Genomic DNA, 18,341 nt, shown 5'->3' on the forward strand with positions numbered 1-18,341 from the left:
GACTCCCCAAGTAGGCGTAGGCCATCCGGGCAGGTAATCTCCTACGGCAAGTACCAGGAATTTGCCTCGCAGGAAAGGAATCTTTAAAGGCCGGGCCTGTTGCCGGCTCTTCGTGGATACGGGTTTTCGTTCAGCCTGAGGAACAGCACCGGGATGTGGGAGGACGCGTTTTTGAAGCGGTGCCAACACCCGAGGGAGCTTCACAGGCGGCTCGTACGCTGTGGTGCTTAACCTCCATCGGGCCATAAGGGGGCCTCACTCGGGACCAGAACTACATACGCAACGCGTCAATGGAGTCCGCCAAGGTGTCTACAGGCAAAAAGGTAGCCCCCACCAGACCAGTAGCTGCTGATGCAGGATGGACTGGTGACTGGGGCTGGCACCAATTAGCAAAATGCTTTTGGAAGTGTAATGGCTGCTGAATCTGTTAAAAACTGGTTGAATTTTGTAGGCCAAAAGGCGCTTCAATAGGCTGGAAATGGACTTTTAAGGCTAGGTGTAAAAACCATTAAGAGGTCTCACTATCACTATAGTGCTCGCGTAATAGTTGTCTGCGTGCATAATTTATCACAACAGTGTGGTAGCCATTCAGAAGGCTCAGCCATGTGGAAGAATGTCTATTGGCTAACTGCAGTGGACCTGACAGCACAGGCACTTTTCCGGTATATCACTCCGCCCGCTTGTGGGGATGCTCAAACGCCGGGATGATGTAGTGGGCCAGCGCCGCGAAGGCCAACTTGGCTTTCCAGGAGCCATAATTACCGCCCATGAACACGACGACGAGTTGCAAGTCGGGCACCAGCATCACGTACTGGCCACCATTGCCGGAGGCAAAGAGCACCTCCCGGTTGCTGGTCGCCGTCACAACTCCCTCGCGGTACCAGTAATAGCCGTAATAGGTAGGCTGCGGCTGGGCCAATTTCGTGCGGGAGGAGCCTACAAAGGAAAAGGCTGGGATGAGCGTGCGCGGGGCCATCGACTCGCGCAGCCAGCGGGCCGAGACGATGCGCCGCCCGTGCCACCGGCCCCGTTGAGCCACCATTTCCCCAATTTTGAGCAGGTCGGCGGGCCGGAGGTAGAACGAGCCGGCTGTCATGCCTTGGCCAGCAGGGTCCGTCGTCCAGCGGTAGTGCGTAATGCCCAGCGGCTCGAATAAGTAGCGGGCCGCAAAGGCTATTACCGATTGGTGGGTGGCCTGGGCCAGCACGCCCCCCAGCACCACGGGAGCCGCCGAAGTATAGGACCATTGGGTGCCAGGTGCGCAGGCCAGCGGCAAGTCCAGCGCCGCCGTTACCCAGTCAGGCGTGGCCGTCATCGCCTCCTCGCAGTCCTGCGTGCCGTTGAATTCTTCGCAGGCGAAGCCCGTCTTCATTTCCAGTAGGTGTTGCAGGGTCATATTGGCCTTGCGGGCATCCCAGTTGGCGCCGTGGGCGTAAGCCGGAAAGAAGCTGTACGCCCGCTGCTGCACACTCTGTAAGTAGCCTTTATCTAGGGCAATGCCCACCAGCAGGCTGGTAATGGATTTGAAGGCCGAGCGCGTGTCTTGGAGGCTGTCGGCCGAATAACCGGCTGGGTACTGCGCGTACACGAGTTTATTCTGGTGGCTGACCAGTACAGCGCGCACGTTGGGATAGCGCTGGTGCGCCAGGGCCTGCGTGAGGCTGTCGAACAGCGCGGCCCGAGAGGCGGCCGAAACAGTTGAGGCCTGTCCGTGGGCCAACTGCCCACTAAGCAGCAGGAGCCACAATAGCAGGAGGCGGAAGCTGGGACTGTCGGCACCTGATAGCGAGTACGAGACGTTCATGCCGCGTGATTGGGTGTTTGAGGAAGTAATGAGAAAGCGGACGGATTCGGTGGGTAGAAGGTGAGTAGCCCGACGTACGGCTTTCTTTAGGGTCGGACTGACGCCCATTCAGCGGCCGTTAATCCAGTTCTTCACCGTAAGATAAAAAGGTGCCCTAGTGGCCATAACTGAAAACTCGTGGATTTTAGAATTCCTGCTATGTGAGAAATGACCTCTTTATTTTATTTTCAAATGGTAGGATAAATGTTGAATGATGAGGTTAGTGAATGCCTCAATTATTAAAATAATGGGAAGGCGTTGCGCCTGAATTTCAGTAATACGAGCTATGTAATTTTTAGGTTGAGAGTCAGTTGTAAATACTTTTATAAGTAAGATAGAAGAGTGTGAAGAATTATTTAAAATCAGACAGATATTATGTTTTAATGCTTAGTATAGGAAGCTCATTATTTTGTCAATTGATAATACATAATCCTGAACGGATACAAAAATAAATAATTGTTTTTCTACTTGTAAAACCAGTGATTAACTACCATTGATGAATGACTCTCTAAAGATTTTGAATTTGATTTCTTTGGTACAAAATCCAGCGTTTGACAAAACCAACCGGAGAAATTTTGTAAAATATATGATTGATTTTTGCGCGAGCGCCATTCGATTAATATGCTTCTAATATTTATAAAATAAATATATATTATTTAGTTTGCAAGGCGATGGCGGTTGGATAAAATAGAATAGATGAAAGCTAACTAACTGCTTCGCGGTGGTGTATCTGCGGACTCAGTGTCGATGCCAAAATCATACTTATTGTTTTAAACAGGGCCGTGGTTAAAAGGCTGCTTCAGAAGCTGCAGGGGCTATGGAAGCGGCTACCTACCTGTGCACGTGGATTAACACCTGGCGGGGGCATGAGTAATTCCCATTCTCTACACTGATGGCGTCGCCAGTATTGTTTCAAGACGATAATGAGCAAAGCCAAACGTCAAGATAGCGCAGACTTTGAAGCCGAACGTGCAGGCATGCCAGTGCCTCATTGTTTAGTATGATAGCAGTCCATGAAGACACCCGTAATAAATTCCGCTTTGTACTGCCTACATAAAAAAGTCATAACGACTGATAAGCTTTACTTATCGTTCCTTATCAAATATCTCTGAAACGCGTCGGCTTTTCGTCGTTTTACTCCTTATTATATAGGTTGCCGTGAGTCAACTCTCCACAGGCCCACCGGCACCACTCCCTCTTGTGCCAGCCCATCTGGTCGAGTCGACCCGTCGCCACATCGAATACGGCCTGCGCGGAGCGGCCAACACCATCTACACCTACGTCGGGGACTAGCGACACTTCACGGCCTAACGCCAGTAGCACTAAGTGGAAGAGCTAGCCGGATTTCTCGCCGAACTGACCAATGCCGATAAGAAGGTAGCTATGATTAAATGGCACGTGGCCGCCATCGCCAAGGCGCACGAACTCGCTGGACTAGACTCGCTCACGGGCGAAAAGGGCATCTCATCGCCCGCGAAAAGAGAATCCGCGTTAAGTAAGCTGCCGCAAAAGCGTCCGAAATCCGCGTAAAAATCTACTTAGGTGCTGACCATTTTGCCAAGTAAAAACAGGTGATTGAGGCCGCTGCCAGATGCCGCTGCCACGTGGGCAACACTTTGGACCCAGTTATTCCGCGCACCTACGAGTTTCACCACAACGCCCAGTAACGCGGCTACTACTCTAAGCGCAGGCGCAACTGATGCGGCAATTAGGCTAGCTTTGGCTGCTCATCATCTTCGTAAGGCCGTTTTCGCTGACATGGCACATCCCTTAGATAATCCGATTTGGCACGCCTTGCGCACCGGCAACCAGCCTCTGGCGCGGGGCGACGACCTGGCCCGCGTGCTGCCGCGTGAGGTGGGCGCCTTCGCGGGCCTGGCCGAGTTTTCGCCCCGCGCCTTTGCTCAGTTGCGCGAACTAGTGCCGGCTGGTGCCCCGGTCATACTCTTCACGGCCGAGACCCTTTCCATATCTAACGATTGGAACCTGCTATTTCACAAGGAGCTGTTACAGTTGGTGTACCCGTTAGCCGAAGCGCCTGCGGTGGCTAGCCCCGCCCTGGTGGCCCTCGGCGAACAAGACATACCCGCCATGCTGGCCCTCACAGCCCTGACCAATCCCGGCCCGTTCCTGGCCCGCACCATTGATTTCGGCGGCTACCATGGCGTTTTTCAGAATGGCCAATTGGTGGCCATGGCTGGGCAGCGGCTGCAACCTACGCCCTACACCGAAATCAGCGCGGTGTGTACCCATCCGGCGTACCTGGGGCACGGGTATGCCCGGCAACTGGTGCAGCAGCAGCAGGGCCTCATCCTAGCCGCGGAACGCACACCCTTTTTGCACGTGTACGAAGACAATACCCCGGCCTACACGCTTTACCTAAAGCTGGGTTTTCAGCTGCGCCAGCGGCTGCACGTGTACGTGCTTGAAAAACCGGCATCCCTGCTTCTTACCATTCATTGAATGTCTGTGAATCCCGTTATCATCATTGGTGCCGGACTGACTGGCCTGACGGCCGCGCAGGCATTACACGCCGCTGGTCTGCCCGTGCTCGTGTTGGAAGCGTGTGCGCGCGTGGGTGGGCGTACGCTCGCCGCGCCCGCCATGCTCAGTGGATTGGCTCGTTTTGAGTGGAAGCCGAAGCGCAGCTACGGCTTGGCTGGCGCCTGGTAATTACTGCCTCTTCTCCTCAGGAGCACGACTTAGCCCTCCCTAAAGGAGTGAAGTCCCAATTCGTATGGCAGTTGGTTATTGGTGACGTTTAGCAAGACAGTCTTTGGGACAGCTCTCATAAAAGACCTTTACTGTCACTAGAACGCCCCTTTATTAGGTTTTAGCGAAATATGTGGCTAGGGGGAATTGCTAGGTGGGATTCGTACTCACCCGCCGGGTGGGAAGTATTTCCCACGGGCTGGCCAGCAGGGGCCGCACCAATTCGAGCACACCGGGCACGGCGGGATGCGTGGGGTGGGCCGCCACGGCCTCGTCGTTGGCCCAGCCGGCGGCTAATACGAACGCATTCGGGTCTTCGGCGTGCGTGAACAGGTGGTAATAAAGACAGCCAAGCTCGCTGCGGACGGGTGCGATGAGTTCGAGCAACAGTTCCTGTACGCGCTGACGATGCGCTGGCTGGCTCCGAACCGTCACCAACAGGTGACGTTCGGCAATTATGTCGGGCGCAATCATGTGAATTGAGCTTAAGCTGAAAGGCGAGTGCATCCTGCGCTTTTAAAAGACGGTAAGCACAAGCTTGCCTTGAATATGCCCGCGGGCGGCGCGTTCGTGTGCCTGGCGCGCCTGAGCCAACGGAAACGTGCTGTCGATAATAATCCGCACCGTTCTGTCAGCTAGCAAGCGCCCAAACTCAGCCAATTGCGGGCCGCTCGAGCGCACCTGGGCCATGGACACCGTGATATTCTGCTGAGCCGCTAGCTCGGTATCGGCAAAGCCCAGAAATACCGGGAACAGGGCCCCGCCCCGCCGGAGTGTACGCAGGAAACGGCCGGTAGTGGGGCCGCTCAGGGTGTCGAGAACGAGGTCTGCGTTCTGTACCGTGTCTTCGGGCAGGGTTTGGGCATAGTCGATAAACTCGTCGGCTCCCAGTTCGCGCAGCAGGGCTTCGTGTCGGCCCGAAGCCACCGCGATAACGTGCGCCCCTTGCCATTTAGCCAGTTGTACTGCCAAGTGGCCCACGCCGCCGCCGGCCCCGTTCACCAGCACCCGCTTGCCCTGAAGCGGCACCGGCCGATGCGGGGTTGGTTGAAACGGATTGGGTTTGGTGTGCCCTAATTCAATGAGGTACTGCCACGCCGTGAGCCCGGACATGGGGGCCGCGGCCGCCTGCACGTGGTCGATACCGGGCGGCTTGTGGGCTAGGTCTGTCGCAGGCGCAGCAATGTACTCAGCATAGGCGTGGCTCTCGCCCACGCTCGGGAAACGAATCATGCCAAATACCTCCTCGCCAACCGCGAAGCCTTGCACACCTTCGGCAACGGCTGCGATGACGCCCGATACGTCGGTGCCCAGAATGAGGGGCATGGTCACCGACGGCCGCCACTCGGCCGGCAGCATTTTGTAGCCATCGCGCAAATACCAGTCGGGTGGATTAAGGCCGATGGCGTGTACACGCACGAGTACTTCCCCGGGCTGCAGCTTCGGTAAAGGGGCTTGTTCGTAGCGGAGCACTTCCGGCCCGCCAAATTCGTGCAGCCGTACCGCGTGCATCATACCGGTGGTTGCGGCCCCTTGTTCCGGCGCCTGGGGTTGAGTGGGAACAGGCTGCTGTTCAGGATTTTTTCCTGTTGTTGTCATGATGAAATTGGATAGGTGAGTCATCGGATGGCCCAGTTCAATCGACAGGTATTCGCGGGACCAACCGCTAACGGAGCGCAAAACTACCGGGTGTCTGGTATATATTTGTAACCAGTATCACCGAGTATACCAGTCTGCATGAAACGTTGCCCGCCGCTTGGCGACCCCGCCGCGCTCCGCGCGCTTCAAGATGCCCTGTACGTAGTCGGGGGCAAGTGGAAGCTGCCCATCGTCCAATCCATTTGCAATGGCAACCACCGGTTCCGAGACATCGAGCGGAGTATCCCCGGTATCACGACGCGCATGCTGTCCAAGGAACTGAAGGAATTGGAAATGAATGGTATTATCTCCCGTACCGTCCACGCTGATATCCCCGTTACCGTCTTATACGAGCCGACGGACTACAGCAAGGTATACGGTCCCATCATCATGGCCATGATTGAGTTTGGCCTAGTACACCAGCAGAAAATGAAAGAGCGGTAGCGGATAGCCCATAACCTGCGTTTTTGCGGCAGCCAGCTGCTGGCAACCGCCTAAATGGTTGGCCTTGCTCAAAAGTTTGGTCCAAAAGTCGCATTTGGTAGACATAGTGCCGGTCCGCGATTCCTTCCCGCCTCGAACCCTGTACCTCTGGTTATCAAAATCCTACGCCTGCTCGCTGTAAAAGCATGCAGGAAGCCAAGAACCGCTCATAGCAATAAGGCCCCTAGAAAATACCGCGTCAGCGGCCGAATAGGGTAGCCGCGCTTATTCCACCACTAGGTGCAAGGACTGGCTGCCTACGCGCACCATAGCCCCTACGGCAACGGCAGACTAGCCTTGCCAGTAGCATCGGTGGCGGCCAGCACCTGGCGGCTCAGGGCATCGAATACTGTGACAGCTGCGTCGGGGCACGCGCCTGTGAGGGTGGTCGGCCAGGTGACCAGATTGTGAAATAGGGCTAACCTGACTTGGATACCACACAGCTGCTCTATAACGTGCCAGCCAGGCTTATAGGCACGAACAGGTGGTTTAACGTGCGGCTCTCTTGGTAATAATGGATTGATTTTAAACAAGATGAAGTGCCGTAACCAGCGCTTACTTCCCAACTAGTTCTTCTATGCGTAGCGTATCGGTGGCTTGCAATTGGGGCATCTGCTCGTTGTAGAGCACCCGCCTTCGTTGCCAGCGTTGCGCCGGACCGGGCAGTTTTAAGAGCCGAAATTGCGCGGCAAGCGCGTCGCGGTGTACGTCCAGCAAGCCATTTTCGCTGTCGCGGGCCGCCTCATAGGCCTCGGTGCGGTAATTGACGAAGGGCTTTTTGTGGTAGAACAGGACAGAAAATTCCTGCAGCGGCAGCAGGTCGGTTTGGGTGTAACAGCGGCAGATGTAGGCATCGAGCGCCGCCTGGGTGGCTTGCGGAGACTGGGCATCCCAGTTGGCTACCTGATAATATTGCACTGGGGCGGTTTGGCTAAACAAGCGGGAATCCAAGTGCTCGCCACGCAGCAGCCACTGGTTAAGTTCTTGGTCCACGGGCTCTACCGCTAAGGTACCCGGGGGCGTGCAACTGCCCAGGCTGGTAGCCACTGCCATTAGCATACCCAGCACTTGCGCACGGTCTGGTGGAAAGCAAACGAATAAGGGTGCCACTGGTCTGATTTTTTGAATAGCCGCTCGTTTTACAAGAAGCTATTTTTAAACGCATTTTCAAATACCTGCTGGTCCACCGCACTGGGCTTCAGGTACCGTTGGGGACTTACCGCCCCTTTGTTTTTACTTCCCTTTCACAGCCATTTTAGGGATTCAGCTAGCCGTGCTGGGCGATGCCTTGCAGTACTTAGATTCATATAGCACAGCTGGAGTACTCCACAATTCAACTAAGTTAAGCCCCGTCGCCGCCGAATGAGCAGCCCAATGCCTCCGCCCACCAGAATAGCCGCTCCAAGCCCCAGTCCTAGTACCAAGATTAGCCAGTACTGCTGGCTGGCCGCGCGGGGAGGCAGGCCATTCGGCATATACAGGTTTTCGAGCACGTAGTGCGGCTCGGCAGCCGTTACACGGTGCTGGGCAAAGGCACGTCGCACCACCAGCGGCAGCGCATTGGGATGCAACTGCCCACTGAAAGTGGCAGGAAACGGCGTGGCCTGGTCGAATATGATGCTGCGTTGGTTGGCTTCGTCAACGTAAGCGTCAGTACTGGTGTCGAGGAAAAAGTGCACCGGCTGGCCGGGCTGCCAGTCAGGACCCGTCAGGGGGACGTAGCGGTCGGTTTTGCGGACCTGGCCGTAGCTGGTTTCTTGCAGCACGTATTGGTAATCGGCTTGAAAAACAGCTTGCAGTCGCGCAAACTTGGTATCCGTCGGTACCAAGGGATTGGGGCGGGCCACCAAGTCGAACGACACCACTGGGCGGCGTTCGTCGCGCTCGGCCTGGCGCTGCACATAATAGTAGGTGGGCAGCGCCACAAGCGGGGGCACTAGCCCAAATACCAAGAGCAGTGACCAGGAAATTGGCCTTGCCGAAGAGCGAGGTAGTAGCGGCCCGGCCAGTTGGGCTCGCTCGCTCTTCGGCAGAAAGGGGGCCAGCAGCAACAGCGGCAGTACCATGGCTAATGCCAACGGCAAGAGCACCGTCAGCTTTTGCGAGGCGCTGCCGAACCACTCCAGCTCCTGAGCCAGCACCCAGCCCCCCAGCCCCGTTTGCGTGAAGGTGCCGTACGTGAGATAGCCGCCAACCAACAGGAGGTAGGCGAAATACAGAGCAACCAGTCGCTTGCGACGGGGCGAAGCAGGTGGGGAATTAGGCGTCATGGCCGATGGGAGAAAGCGATGCGGCCAGTACGAAAACGCCGTGCCGGAAGATGCTACCTAACCCATTGCAGCGCTTGCGCCTCAAAACAGCAAAGGAGCTTTTGCAGCAGGTGACGCTCGTTTGCAAGCAATAGTAGCAGGTGGGTTTTCAGCCGCATGACATTCTGTTTGCTCGCTGTCCACGGACTCTAGTCGCCTGCTGTTAGGTTCAGCCGCCCGCTGTTGAGCCGGAACACCACCCCCGGGCCCAGGAGCAGCCGGCGCGCCGTGGCCGTGCCGCTGCCAATGACGGGCTGGCGCGTGGCCCCGGCCGGAACTTCCGCGTTAACATTGGCTGTGGGTACGCCCGCCGTCCAGTTGCCTGGCGTGTACCAGTTAGTAGAGGAGGCCCCGGTCCAGCGAGTTGTCCCCGTCACTTCCAGGCGGTACACGTTGCGCTGGGGAGTATCGACGCCGACTAGACCCCCTAACACGTACAAGCAGTAGTTCGCTGCCACTGCCTGCAGCTCCGTCAGGGCCAGGGGCAGCGCGGTGCCCGCGCTCCAGGTGCCAGTACTGGGCGTATAATAGTCCACGTCGCTGTAAAACGTGCCCGTATTCTGGGCAATATCCGAGTCGCCGCCCACCAGATAGAGGTTGCCGTCGACCCCGCAGGCCCCTCCGGCATAGCCCCGCGCCGGGTTGGGCAGGCTAGCGCCAGTGGTCCAGGTGTTGGTGCTGGGGTTGTAAATGTAGTGGCTCGTCAGCGCCGGGTAAGGGTTGCTGCCGATGCCGCTGTAAACGTGCATCAGCCCGTCCGCGTCCGTCACGGCAACCATGGCAACTACGGCGGCTGGCATCGGGGCCCCCTGGCTCCAGGCATTGGTAGTAGGGTTGTATATCTGCACGTTGTTGCCAGGTGTCACACTCACGTTGTAGTTCCAGCCTCCAAATACGTAAATCAGCCCGTTGGCTGCCGTTAGGGCCTTGGCCTCCCAGAGTGGCACGGGCATGGTCGCAATGGTCGACCATGCGTTGGTGCTGGGGTTGTAGCGGTAGCACTCGGAGCGGTAGGTATTCTGGTCGCGGCCCCCAAACGAATATATGTTGCCGTCGTTGCCCAGGGCCGTGGCCATCCCCTGCACCGCAATTGGCATGGCCGCCCGCGCCGTCCAGGTGTCGGTGGCAATGTTGTAGGCTTCCGTTGAGCTGAACGTAGTGCCCCAGTTACCGTTGTAGCCGCCGAACACGTAGATGTTGCCGTTTGGGTGTGCCACTGCCCCGTGCTGGGCGCGGGCCGTACCCATGCTGGCCATCGGCGTCCACGTCGCTGTGGCTGTGGTGCGGGCCGCCGTTGGGGGCGGGGCGGTGGCTGCCGGCGCGGTGGGAGCCGGGCCACCCGGCCGGCGCAGCGTGGGGTCAAGGGTTTGGGCCAGCGCGGGGCCGCTTGTTAGCAGACTGGCCAGCAGCACCGCGGAGTAGACAGTTGTCTTCTTCATCAGAAAGGATGAAAGTACCAGTGTTGGGCCAGTGACTGCCCACCCGATTGTACCATGCCGCAAATGTACTGCATATCCGGTACCCAGCTGTGCTGCTTGTGTGGTTTGACCAGCTGCCATTCCAGTTCGCTCATTTCAGTATGCTGCATCCGGCAAAACGCCCACCCTTACTGTCCACCGACTTTAGAACAAGAGGCTGAGGCTTCCTATGAGGCCCCCCACTGCTGGCTGAATGCGCTCCGAAAAATCAGCCCCGAATGCACCACCAGCCCTCTGCGCCCCGGCCGGCGGCCGTAGCGCAGGGGCGCACACTGCCTCCGTGGAAGTACTGGATTTAACGGCGCCCGTGCTGTGGCGTTAAATAGGTATCGAGCCTGTGGCAGTGACCGGGCTACCCGCGGGCGTGTAGATTGGTGAGGGCCGAAACCATCCTCCAGCGTTTGGTGATGAAGTAGTGCCGCTATGGGGCAGGGAGGCGCGCCTTGCCGTTTTTGGCGTATGTTTCGGGCCTTAACCGTTTAGAGCCAGGCCCCGCATGCGAGTTTTAGTTACCGGCAGTAATGGGTTTGTGGGCCGTCGCATTGCGGCCCAACTGCGGACTCGGGGCGATTTTGTGATTGGCTTGGGTCGCTCGTCGGTCGCAGCTGGGCCCGTCGATAAGTACCTATGCCACGACCTGGCCCAGCCGCTGGCCTTCGCCGAGCCAGTGGATGCCGTGGTGCACTGCGCGGCATTGGCATCCCCCTGGGCCCGGCCCGCGGCCTACCAGCGCACCAACGTGGACGGCACCCGGCACATGCTGGAATATGGCGCCCGGCAAGGCCACCCGCACATGATTTATATCTCGTCGTCGAGTGTGTTTTATCAGTCCGCCGACCAGTTCGACTTAACCGAGGAAAGCCCCATCCCGCCCGACGCGGAGCAGATTAATGCGTACTCGCGCACCAAGCGGCAGGGTGAGCGGCTCGTGCAGGCCTATGCGGGGCCGTGGGCCGTGCTGCGGCCCCGCGCCGTATTTGGACCCGGTGACACCGTCATTTTTCCACGCATTCTGCGGGCCGCGGCGGCGGGGCAATTGCCGCTGCTGCACCGGGCCGATGGACAAACGGCCGAGGGCGACCTTATTTACATCGACACGCTGGCCGCCTACGTGCTGGCCGCGCTGGACCGGCGCTTCACCGGAGAGCTAAACCTGACCAACAACCAGCCGGTAGTCATTCAGGCTTTTTTAATTGACTTGCTGCAGCGGCTGGGCTACCCGGTGCCGCGCCGCCGGCTGTCGGTGGCATGGGCTTTGCGCCTGGCCCGGCTGGCCGAGTGGGTGTCGGCCGGGCTGCTGGGCTACCGCGAGCCGCCGCTAACGCGCTTTGGGGTGGCCGTGTTTGCTTATTCCAAAACGTTTGACGTGCGCAAGTGCCTGACCGAGCTGGGCCCTCCCGCCGTCAGCGTTGAAGAAGGGCTGACGCGCTTTGTGGCTTGGTGGCAGCAGCAACCTTCCTCACCCCCCGCCTGATGCCGTTCCTTGTCACCGCCACACTGGCCCTCACCGGCCTCTACCTGCTGCTGACGGCCACGCGCTTCGGACTGGCTTTGCGCTACCTGGCCCAGCCGCTTGCACCACCGGCCGGGCCACCCGCCGCGGTGCCCGCAGTGGCCGATATGTCGGTGCTGCAGGCCATTCTGAGCGGCGACCCGCTGCTGGAAGACTGCCTGCGCCGCAACCTGCGTCATCATCCCGAGGCCCATTTCCTCTGGCTGCTGGACGAAACGGATTTCGAAGGACGCCGCGTGGCCGAGCAGCTACGAGCCGAGATGCCGGCGGCCCACGTGCAGTTGGTCCTCACACCCCCGGCGCCCCAAGGAATAAATCCCAAGTCCTTTAAGCTTCAGCTGGCATTGCCCTTAAGCCGGCCCGTCGTGGTGGTGCTGGACGACGACACGATGCTGCCGCCGGGCGCGCTGGCCCGGGCCGGCGCCCTGCTCACCACCGAAGCCCTCGTGACGGGGTTGCCTTATTACCAATATCCGGCGGGCCCCGTGGGGTGGGCGGCGCTGGTGCGGGCGTTTGTGAATGCCAACGCGTTGCTGACCTACCTGCCGCCGCTGTATTTTCAGTCGCCGGTTACCATCAACGGGATGTTTTACGCCACCCACCAGGCCACCCTGCTGCGGCTGGGCGGGTTTGCCGCCATCGGGGCCGAGCTGTGCGACGACTACGCCCTGGCCCAGCTCTACCGCCGCGCGGGCCTGCCCGTGGTGCAAAGCACGATTGTGCATCCGCTGGCCACCACCGTGCCCCATTTCGGCGCGTATCTGAACCTGATGCGCCGTTGGATGGTGTTTGCGCGCCGACTGTTTCGCTCGTCGCTCACGCCGACTGTATTGGGACTGGTGGTAGTGCCCAGCTCGCTGCCGCTGATGCTGGTGCTGCTAAGCCTGGCCAGCGGCCGCCCGGCCCTGGTAGCCGGGGTACTAGCCGTGCTTACCGTGAAGGCCATGGTGCTGGCCATGGTACGCCGCCGCCAGCTTGGCACGCCGGAAAGCCCGCGCACCGTGGCCCTCGAAGTGCTGGCCGACCTGTTGCAGCCGTTGCACCTGCTGCACGCCCTGTGCCAGCCCCGGCGGGTGCAATGGCGAGACAAAGCCATTGAAGTGGTGGCTGACGGACTACGCTACGTGTAAGAAATGATAGCCAACCTGCACCGCCTCCGCCGCTACAACCCGGCCGATTCGCTGGCCCGTCCCAGCGTGCGTACGGTAGCTTGGCTCACGGGCCAGAGCGATTACCGAAGCGCCTGCCTCAGTCCGGCGCAGGCGGCCGTTTTGCGGGCCGTTGCCACGCCTGGTTGGGTGGGGTTGGAGGCTAATTTCCCTTATAACCAAGCCGCGTTGCCAGCCGGTTACCGGCCAGCCCCGCTGCTGGCAGCTTCGGTGCGCAACAGTGCGCAGTTTATCGCGGCGCTGGGCAGCAGCACTTTTCGTCGGGCCTGCGCGCGGCATTTGCAGCCGTTGCTGGATGCTACATCGAGCCGGCTGGTGCTATTGTGCGGCAGCTGTGGCTTGCAGCTATTCTACGCCGCGCTGCCCTGGCTGCGGGTGCCGGTGGGGCTCCATATTCAACTGGTGGGGCTGGGGCCGGTGTGCGTGCGGCATCAGTCGCACCCGCAGGTGGCCGTAGCCGTGGTGCAGGGGTGGCGCGATTGGCTGAGCCGCAGCCTGTGCCGGCTGCCCTGCGATTACCGGGTATCCGCAGGCCACCTCGACTACGCTGAGCTGCCGGAATTGCCTGCGCTTTTCAAGCAGCTGCTTCGCCATTAACTACGTACCTGTTGCTGTGTCCGCTCCTAAAGTCTGCTTCGTGGCACCGCCTTTTAGCGGTCACCTCAACCCGCTGATTGACTTGGCTCACTACTTCGTGAGCCAGGGCTATGCGGTCCATTTTACCACTGGGGCCGCCAAGGCTGACCTGCTGCGCGAACTTGGTTTTGCCGTCGACACCGTCCTGGCCCACGACCCATTCGCGATGGAACGCATTGTGGATACGTCGGGGCCGGTCAGCAGCAGCTTTTTCCTGATGCTGAGCCAGCTGCGCGCCAACCTGGCGCTGCTGCCCGGTATTCGGCAGGAGCTACGCGCCATTTTTGCGGTGCAGCAGCCCGCCATGGTCATTGCTGATTTTTGTGCCCCGGTGGCCGGGCTGGTTTGCGAGGAGCGGGGGCTTCCCTGGCTTACCACCATGCCCACGCCGTTTGCCCTCGAAACCCGCCGGGGTACGCCCGCTTACCTGGGCGGCTGGGGGCCGCCGCGCCACTGGGGGCAGCATCTGCGCGACGCCGTCGGGCGCGCGGTCATTCGCGCCGGTAAAAAGGCCTTTGGGCTGGTGTTGGCAAGGCAGCTGCGGGCGTTGGGCACGCGCATCTACCGGCCCGATGGCTCGGAGCAGGCCTACTCGCCGCACGGCATCCTGGGTCTAGGCATGGCCGAGCTGGAATTCGACCGTGACTGGCCGGCGGCCTTCCAGTTCATCGGCCCGCTCACCGCCACGCCCGAGCCGATTGGGACGCGCCTACCTTTTGCTGAGCAGCAAGCTCCGCAAGCCGTGCTGGTAACGCTGGGTACCCACCTGCCCTGGGCCAAGCAAGGGCTTCTGGACCGGCTGGCGCCCCTGATTAAGTCATTTCCCGGAGTTCATTTTGTGGTATCCCGCGGGGAGGCAAGCCAGTTCAGCAGCCAGCCCGAGGAGGTAGGACTCAACTGGTCGGTGTACGGCTATGTGCCTTACGATGCCAATCTGCCCCATTTCGCGGCCGTGGTACACCACGGTGGGGCGGGCATCGTGTACAGCTGCATCCGGGCGGGGCGGCCCAGCCTGGTTTGCCCCCACGACTACGACCAGTTTGATTTTGCCCAGCGGGTGCAGGAGCGGGGTGCCGGCCTGCGCGTAGCCGCCCTGGACGCCCCCACGGCGGTGGCCGCGCTGCGCACCTTGCTCACTGACTTTGATTTAAGTCCGCTGCGTCACCTGACCGAAGCCCTGGCGCATTATCACCCGCACGAGGCCTGCCTAGTAGCAGTTCGCCGGCTGCTGCCAGCAGCGTCGCCCGCGCCACCGGAAACGTGCGCTGAACCCTGCGGCGCTTCAGGCTAAGGTTTTCTTCGGAAGGCGGCGCCCATTCCTCCAAGGTCAGTTGAGGCGCCTGCACCCCCCACCGTGCCCAAAGCGCGGCCAGTCCCTGGGAGGCGTGTTGGCTGGCTGTAGCCGCGGCCGCTGCGGGCGTGTGCAGCCGCAAGGTCACGGCATCGGGAGCCGTCTGAGTGCACCGAAAATCCTGAATGTGCGGACTGCTTTGCAACACAGCACTGCGAATAAAATCGGGAAAGATGGGGACGGGCTGGCCCGCGGGAGTGGCCAGTACAAACACGTCGTCGCCGCGGCCTTCCACGCGGGCCAGGGTGGCGCAGGGCGAGCCGCAAGGGCAGGGCTCAGTGGCTTCAATGAGCACATCGTTGAGCCGATACCGGACAATGGCCTGCGTAGCGCGGTGAAAATCGGTGATGATGGGCATGAAGCGCCCGGTGCTCCCAACGAGGTATTCGCGCTCCACGTGCAGCAACTCTTCGTTGAGGTGCAGACGGCCGTGGGCGCAGCTGATGCCCAGAAATCCTTCGGCTGCTTGGTAAATCTGTAGCACGGGCTGCCGAAATACCTGCTCAATGGCTGCCCGGTCTTCCTCTTCCAGCACTTCGGCTGCCGAGTAAATGCGCGTGGGGGCCAGTCCCAGTGGGGCGCAGGCCTCGGCTTCGGCCAGCAGGCGCAGCACATAGGCCGGGGCCACCAGCACCGTGGGCGCGAAAGCTGCCAACTCCTGTCGCAGCTGGGCCAGTGGACGGGTGAGGTCAAAGTAGGCGAAGCGGATGTGCCGGCCGCCGAGGGTTTCGTACAGTGGGCTGTTGGCCCGTAAGAACAGCGCAATGCGGGCGGGCCGCCAGAGGCCGCCCGGTAGCGCCTTGGCCAGCATGGTGCCCGCCCAGGCCAGCCGCTCGCGGCGGCTGACCAGAAACACGCCCTGCGGCCCCGCCGTGCCCGACGACAGCCCCACGCTTAACCCCTGCGGCAGTTGGGAAGCTGCGACGTCGCGGCTGGCTTCCGCTGCCCGTGCCACAGCCAGGCACTCCGTCAGCGGCAGACTGTGCGTGTTCAGACCGGCAAATTGCGCCAGGTATTCACTTTTTTCCAGCACCGGCCACTGGTTGAGTAGCTGTCCAGCCCACGGTCGGTAAAACGCGAATGCCCGCCCAGCCCAGCGCGTATACCGCCGCAGCCGGCGTTGCTGCCACCGTCGCAGTTGGGCCTGGCTGCGGGGCCGGCGCCCGTATCGCGCCCGGCAGTAATACCACAAAATCAGGAGCCGGTCCAGCCCGGCGCTCCAACTGCTAGCCATGAGAGAATTGACCTTCGTTAAAAGTTTGGTCCAAAAGTCGCATTTAGAGCGTTGGCATCTTTGCCTTTAGCGGCTTCCCTCTCAACAGGAAGTGGCGCGGGTCGAATCTCAACACATCGGTCAGCGCCTCGCCGAAGAAATCAAACTCCTCTTGAAGGTTGATGTGTTACCAGCGCAAGGTACTGAAGCTAATTGTGCCACTTTGAATTTCTCGTTGAGGAAAATGAGGTGAAAGCTGATGACAACGGTGCAAGCAGGCGGTAGCCCAGGGCTGCTGTTGCTCGTAGCGCGGCGTGGCCCCGATGGATAGCAGGCTGGACTGCGGCACCAATGGTCAATTTTTTAGGAACCACTCCGCCGTAGTCCGGATGCCATCCGCGTAAGGAGTCGGCGTAAAGCCGAAGGTTTGGTCGAAGCGCGTGGAATCCAGTACGTAACCGTTTTCGTCCTGGTACATCATTTCGTGCGCCTCCCTCATAAAGGGAATGAACAGTCCCATCAATTTAAACAACCACTTGGGCAATACTTGCACCTTCGTGTTGCCGTGCATGTACTGCGCCGCCAGGGCGCCGAATTCCTGGCCAGTCAGTGTCGGCGAGGCCACGGGCAGTATCCAGGTTTGGTGGAAGGCCTCGGGGTGCTGCGCCAGCACGTACAGGGCACGGCCGATGTCCGGCGTGTAGGTGTAGGTGCGCGGCACGCGGGCATTCACGGCCCATTGCGGGGTCTGCTTCTTCTTCAGACGGCTGAAGACCAGCGTACCAGCCCAGCTTTTCTCGACCACGCCCGGGCCGTAAAAATCGGAGGCTTTGGCGATGATGGCCGGCAGCCCGCCACTGTGCCGCTCGGCCAGCAGTAGGCTTTCAATTTCGACCAGAATCCGCCCTTTTTCGCTCACCGGCCGCGTCGGCGTGGCTTCCGTGATTGGTCCCTCGACCCGGCCGTAGGTGTAGAGGCTGTCGAGAAAAATTAGCTGAGCCTGCGTGGCTTTGCAGGCGGCAATGACGTTGCGCATAATCACGGGCCAGTCGCGCCGCCACACCTTCGCGCTGTACTCCAAGCCCACGAGCAGGTACACGATGGCCGAGCCGTCCACGGCCAGCCGGGTCTGTTCGGCATCCAGAAAATCGGCTGACCTGGTTTCGACTCCTGCCACCGAGGTGGGGTGGCGCGAAACCAACCGGATTTTTTCACCGTGCTGTTGCAGCACTGGCAGCAGTTGCGTCGTGATGGTGCCTTTGGCGCCCAGAATAGTGTGGAGTTTCATGCGGTTTTAAGTGGTAAGTGACGGGGCAAAATTCCACCGCTTCACCAGCCTAAAACGATAACAATCGCTAAGAAATGACAGCCCTACTGACCCCGCGAGGTGCGGTTGCGAATGCGGCTCAAACTCACGGGCGTCACGCCCAGAAAATTGGCGATGTAGTGCTGGGGCACCCGCGCCAAGATGTTCGGGTTGCCGCTGACCAGCAGGGCCTCGTAGCGCTCGGCGGGGCTGAGCAGCAGCAGGCTCACCATGCGCTCTTCCAGGCCCACGGCCAGGTATTCGGCAAACCGCCGGCCGAACTCCTGCCAGGCCATGCGCTGGCCAAATAAGTCAACCAGCACTGCATAGGGAAAGGTCAGGCAGTAGCCCGCACTCAGCGCTTCGATGGTGACCAGCGAGGGCCGGCCGGTCAGGCTGCTGAAGTAGGCGCCTATCAACTGGTCTTCAAAAAAGAAGTAGCTGGTGCGCTCCTCGCCGTCTTTGGTATAATATTGCCGGAACATGCCTTCGAGTACAAAACCCACGTCGGCTGCGACCCGGCCCTGCTCGGCAAAGACGGCGTGCCGCGCCAGGGGTACTAGGCGCAGGTGCGGCACCAACAGGTTCCAGTCCTCGTCGCTCAGGGGCGCAAACTGGGTCAGGTGCTGGCGCAGGCGCATCGCAGATTCGGGGAGAGACGGCAGCATTAACGAGCAGGCGGTGATACAG

16 protein-coding genes and 1 pseudogene are annotated in these 18,341 nt (G+C 60.0%); 8 read left to right on the plus strand and 9 right to left on the minus strand.

What is annotated here, in order from left to right:
• Nucleotides 1–667: 667 nt before the first annotated feature.
• Nucleotides 668–1,804: a serine hydrolase domain-containing protein gene (locus tag J4E00_RS24120; RefSeq protein ID WP_208177933.1), complete on the minus strand. Its 1,137-nt coding sequence runs from the start codon at nt 1,802–1,804 to the stop codon at nt 668–670.
• Between the two features lie 1,365 nt (nt 1,805–3,169).
• On the opposite strand from J4E00_RS24120, the gene J4E00_RS24125 reads away from it, so the two are divergent.
• The 3 genes from J4E00_RS24125 (at nt 3,170) to J4E00_RS24135 (ending at nt 4,516) form a co-directional block, all read left to right on the plus strand.
• Entirely contained in the window at nt 3,170–3,373 is a 204-nt protein-coding gene (locus tag J4E00_RS24125; RefSeq protein WP_208177934.1) for a hypothetical protein, read from the plus strand.
• Between the two features lie 228 nt (nt 3,374–3,601).
• A complete protein-coding gene (locus tag J4E00_RS24130; RefSeq protein WP_208177935.1) occupies nt 3,602–4,306 on the plus strand; it encodes a GNAT family N-acetyltransferase in 705 nt (234 codons plus the stop codon).
• Nucleotides 4,307–4,516 carry an FAD-dependent oxidoreductase gene (locus J4E00_RS24135; RefSeq protein ID WP_208177936.1) on the plus strand — a complete coding sequence of 70 codons (210 nt, stop codon included), beginning with the start codon at nt 4,307–4,309 and terminating at the stop codon, nt 4,514–4,516. It abuts the gene before it with no gap.
• A gap of 189 nt (nt 4,517–4,705) precedes the next feature.
• On the opposite strand, the gene J4E00_RS24140 is transcribed toward J4E00_RS24135, so the two are convergent.
• Both J4E00_RS24140 and J4E00_RS24145 read right to left on the minus strand, forming a co-directional pair.
• Nucleotides 4,706–5,029: a putative quinol monooxygenase gene (locus J4E00_RS24140; RefSeq protein WP_208177937.1), complete on the minus strand. Its 324-nt coding sequence runs from the start codon at nt 5,027–5,029 to the stop codon at nt 4,706–4,708.
• A 42-nt stretch (nt 5,030–5,071) separates the two neighbouring features.
• On the minus strand, nt 5,072–6,154 hold the full coding sequence (locus J4E00_RS24145) for an NADP-dependent oxidoreductase (protein WP_208177938.1): 1,083 nt from the start codon (nt 6,152–6,154) through the stop codon (nt 5,072–5,074).
• 138 nt (nt 6,155–6,292) lie between these two features.
• Here J4E00_RS24145 and J4E00_RS24150 point away from each other — a divergent pair, with 138 nt between their 5' ends.
• Nucleotides 6,293–6,637: a winged helix-turn-helix transcriptional regulator gene (locus J4E00_RS24150; protein ID WP_208177939.1), complete on the plus strand. Its 345-nt coding sequence runs from the start codon at nt 6,293–6,295 to the stop codon at nt 6,635–6,637.
• A gap of 594 nt (nt 6,638–7,231) precedes the next feature.
• Here J4E00_RS24150 and J4E00_RS24155 read toward each other — a convergent pair.
• The 3 genes from J4E00_RS24155 to J4E00_RS24165 form a co-directional block, all read right to left on the minus strand.
• Nucleotides 7,232–7,669 (minus strand): hypothetical protein, encoded by a 438-nt coding sequence (locus J4E00_RS24155; RefSeq protein ID WP_208177940.1) that lies wholly within the window; start codon nt 7,667–7,669, stop codon nt 7,232–7,234.
• Between the two features lie 344 nt (nt 7,670–8,013).
• Nucleotides 8,014–8,946 carry a hypothetical protein gene (locus tag J4E00_RS24160; RefSeq protein WP_208177941.1) on the minus strand — a complete coding sequence of 311 codons (933 nt, stop codon included), beginning with the start codon at nt 8,944–8,946 and terminating at the stop codon, nt 8,014–8,016.
• A 188-nt stretch (nt 8,947–9,134) separates the two neighbouring features.
• Nucleotides 9,135–10,424 carry a Kelch repeat-containing protein gene (locus J4E00_RS24165; RefSeq protein ID WP_208177942.1) on the minus strand — a complete coding sequence of 430 codons (1,290 nt, stop codon included), beginning with the start codon at nt 10,422–10,424 and terminating at the stop codon, nt 9,135–9,137.
• A 535-nt stretch (nt 10,425–10,959) separates the two neighbouring features.
• On the opposite strand from J4E00_RS24165, the gene J4E00_RS24170 reads away from it, so the two are divergent.
• The 4 genes and pseudogenes from J4E00_RS24170 to J4E00_RS29655 all read left to right on the plus strand — a co-directional run.
• Complete coding sequence (locus tag J4E00_RS24170) at nt 10,960–11,937, plus strand: NAD-dependent epimerase/dehydratase family protein (protein WP_208177943.1); 978 nt, start codon at nt 10,960–10,962, stop codon at nt 11,935–11,937.
• On the plus strand, nt 11,937–13,106 hold the full coding sequence (locus J4E00_RS24175) for a glycosyltransferase (protein WP_208177944.1): 1,170 nt from the start codon (nt 11,937–11,939) through the stop codon (nt 13,104–13,106). Before J4E00_RS24170 ends, J4E00_RS24175 begins: the two co-directional genes overlap by 1 nt.
• A gap of 3 nt (nt 13,107–13,109) precedes the next feature.
• Nucleotides 13,110–13,742 (plus strand): hypothetical protein, encoded by a 633-nt coding sequence (locus J4E00_RS24180; RefSeq protein WP_208177945.1) that lies wholly within the window; start codon nt 13,110–13,112, stop codon nt 13,740–13,742.
• 658 nt (nt 13,743–14,400) lie between these two features.
• Nucleotides 14,401–14,901: pseudogene (locus tag J4E00_RS29655) on the plus strand (glycosyltransferase); the annotation flags it as partial.
• A 13-nt stretch (nt 14,902–14,914) separates the two neighbouring features.
• Here J4E00_RS29655 and J4E00_RS24185 read toward each other — a convergent pair.
• From J4E00_RS24185 to J4E00_RS24195, 3 genes are all read right to left on the minus strand, one after another.
• Complete coding sequence (locus J4E00_RS24185) at nt 14,915–16,366, minus strand: F390 synthetase-related protein (protein ID WP_208177946.1); 1,452 nt, start codon at nt 16,364–16,366, stop codon at nt 14,915–14,917.
• Between the two features lie 334 nt (nt 16,367–16,700).
• Nucleotides 16,701–17,633 (minus strand): NAD-dependent epimerase/dehydratase family protein, encoded by a 933-nt coding sequence (locus tag J4E00_RS24190; RefSeq protein ID WP_208177947.1) that lies wholly within the window; start codon nt 17,631–17,633, stop codon nt 16,701–16,703.
• 83 nt (nt 17,634–17,716) lie between these two features.
• Nucleotides 17,717–18,319, minus strand: coding sequence for a Crp/Fnr family transcriptional regulator (locus J4E00_RS24195; protein ID WP_208177948.1), 603 nt, complete (start codon nt 18,317–18,319; stop codon nt 17,717–17,719).
• Nucleotides 18,320–18,341: the final 22 nt, after the last annotated feature.

The sequence above is a fragment of the Hymenobacter negativus genome, from assembly GCF_017571495.1.
Classification (GTDB): Bacteria; Bacteroidota; Bacteroidia; order Cytophagales; family Hymenobacteraceae; genus Hymenobacter; species Hymenobacter negativus.

Coding starts and splice junctions, on each gene's coding strand:
- J4E00_RS24120 (WP_208177933.1), bottom strand. CDS start 1,804: ATGAACGTCTCGTACTCGCTATCAGGTGCCGACAGTCCCAGCTTCCGC.
- J4E00_RS24130 (WP_208177935.1), top strand. CDS start 3,602: ATGGCACATCCCTTAGATAATCCGATTTGGCACGCCTTGCGCACCGGC.
- J4E00_RS24135 (WP_208177936.1), top strand. CDS start 4,307: ATGTCTGTGAATCCCGTTATCATCATTGGTGCCGGACTGACTGGCCTG.
- J4E00_RS24140 (WP_208177937.1), bottom strand. CDS start 5,029: ATGATTGCGCCCGACATAATTGCCGAACGTCACCTGTTGGTGACGGTT.
- J4E00_RS24145 (WP_208177938.1), bottom strand. CDS start 6,154: ATGACAACAACAGGAAAAAATCCTGAACAGCAGCCTGTTCCCACTCAA.
- J4E00_RS24150 (WP_208177939.1), top strand. CDS start 6,293: ATGAAACGTTGCCCGCCGCTTGGCGACCCCGCCGCGCTCCGCGCGCTT.
- J4E00_RS24160 (WP_208177941.1), bottom strand. CDS start 8,946: ATGACGCCTAATTCCCCACCTGCTTCGCCCCGTCGCAAGCGACTGGTT.
- J4E00_RS24165 (WP_208177942.1), bottom strand. CDS start 10,424: ATGAAGAAGACAACTGTCTACTCCGCGGTGCTGCTGGCCAGTCTGCTA.
- J4E00_RS24170 (WP_208177943.1), top strand. CDS start 10,960: ATGCGAGTTTTAGTTACCGGCAGTAATGGGTTTGTGGGCCGTCGCATT.
- J4E00_RS24175 (WP_208177944.1), top strand. CDS start 11,937: ATGCCGTTCCTTGTCACCGCCACACTGGCCCTCACCGGCCTCTACCTG.
- J4E00_RS24180 (WP_208177945.1), top strand. CDS start 13,110: ATGATAGCCAACCTGCACCGCCTCCGCCGCTACAACCCGGCCGATTCG.
- J4E00_RS24185 (WP_208177946.1), bottom strand. CDS start 16,366: ATGGCTAGCAGTTGGAGCGCCGGGCTGGACCGGCTCCTGATTTTGTGG.
- J4E00_RS24190 (WP_208177947.1), bottom strand. CDS start 17,633: ATGAAACTCCACACTATTCTGGGCGCCAAAGGCACCATCACGACGCAA.
- J4E00_RS24195 (WP_208177948.1), bottom strand. CDS start 18,319: ATGCTGCCGTCTCTCCCCGAATCTGCGATGCGCCTGCGCCAGCACCTG.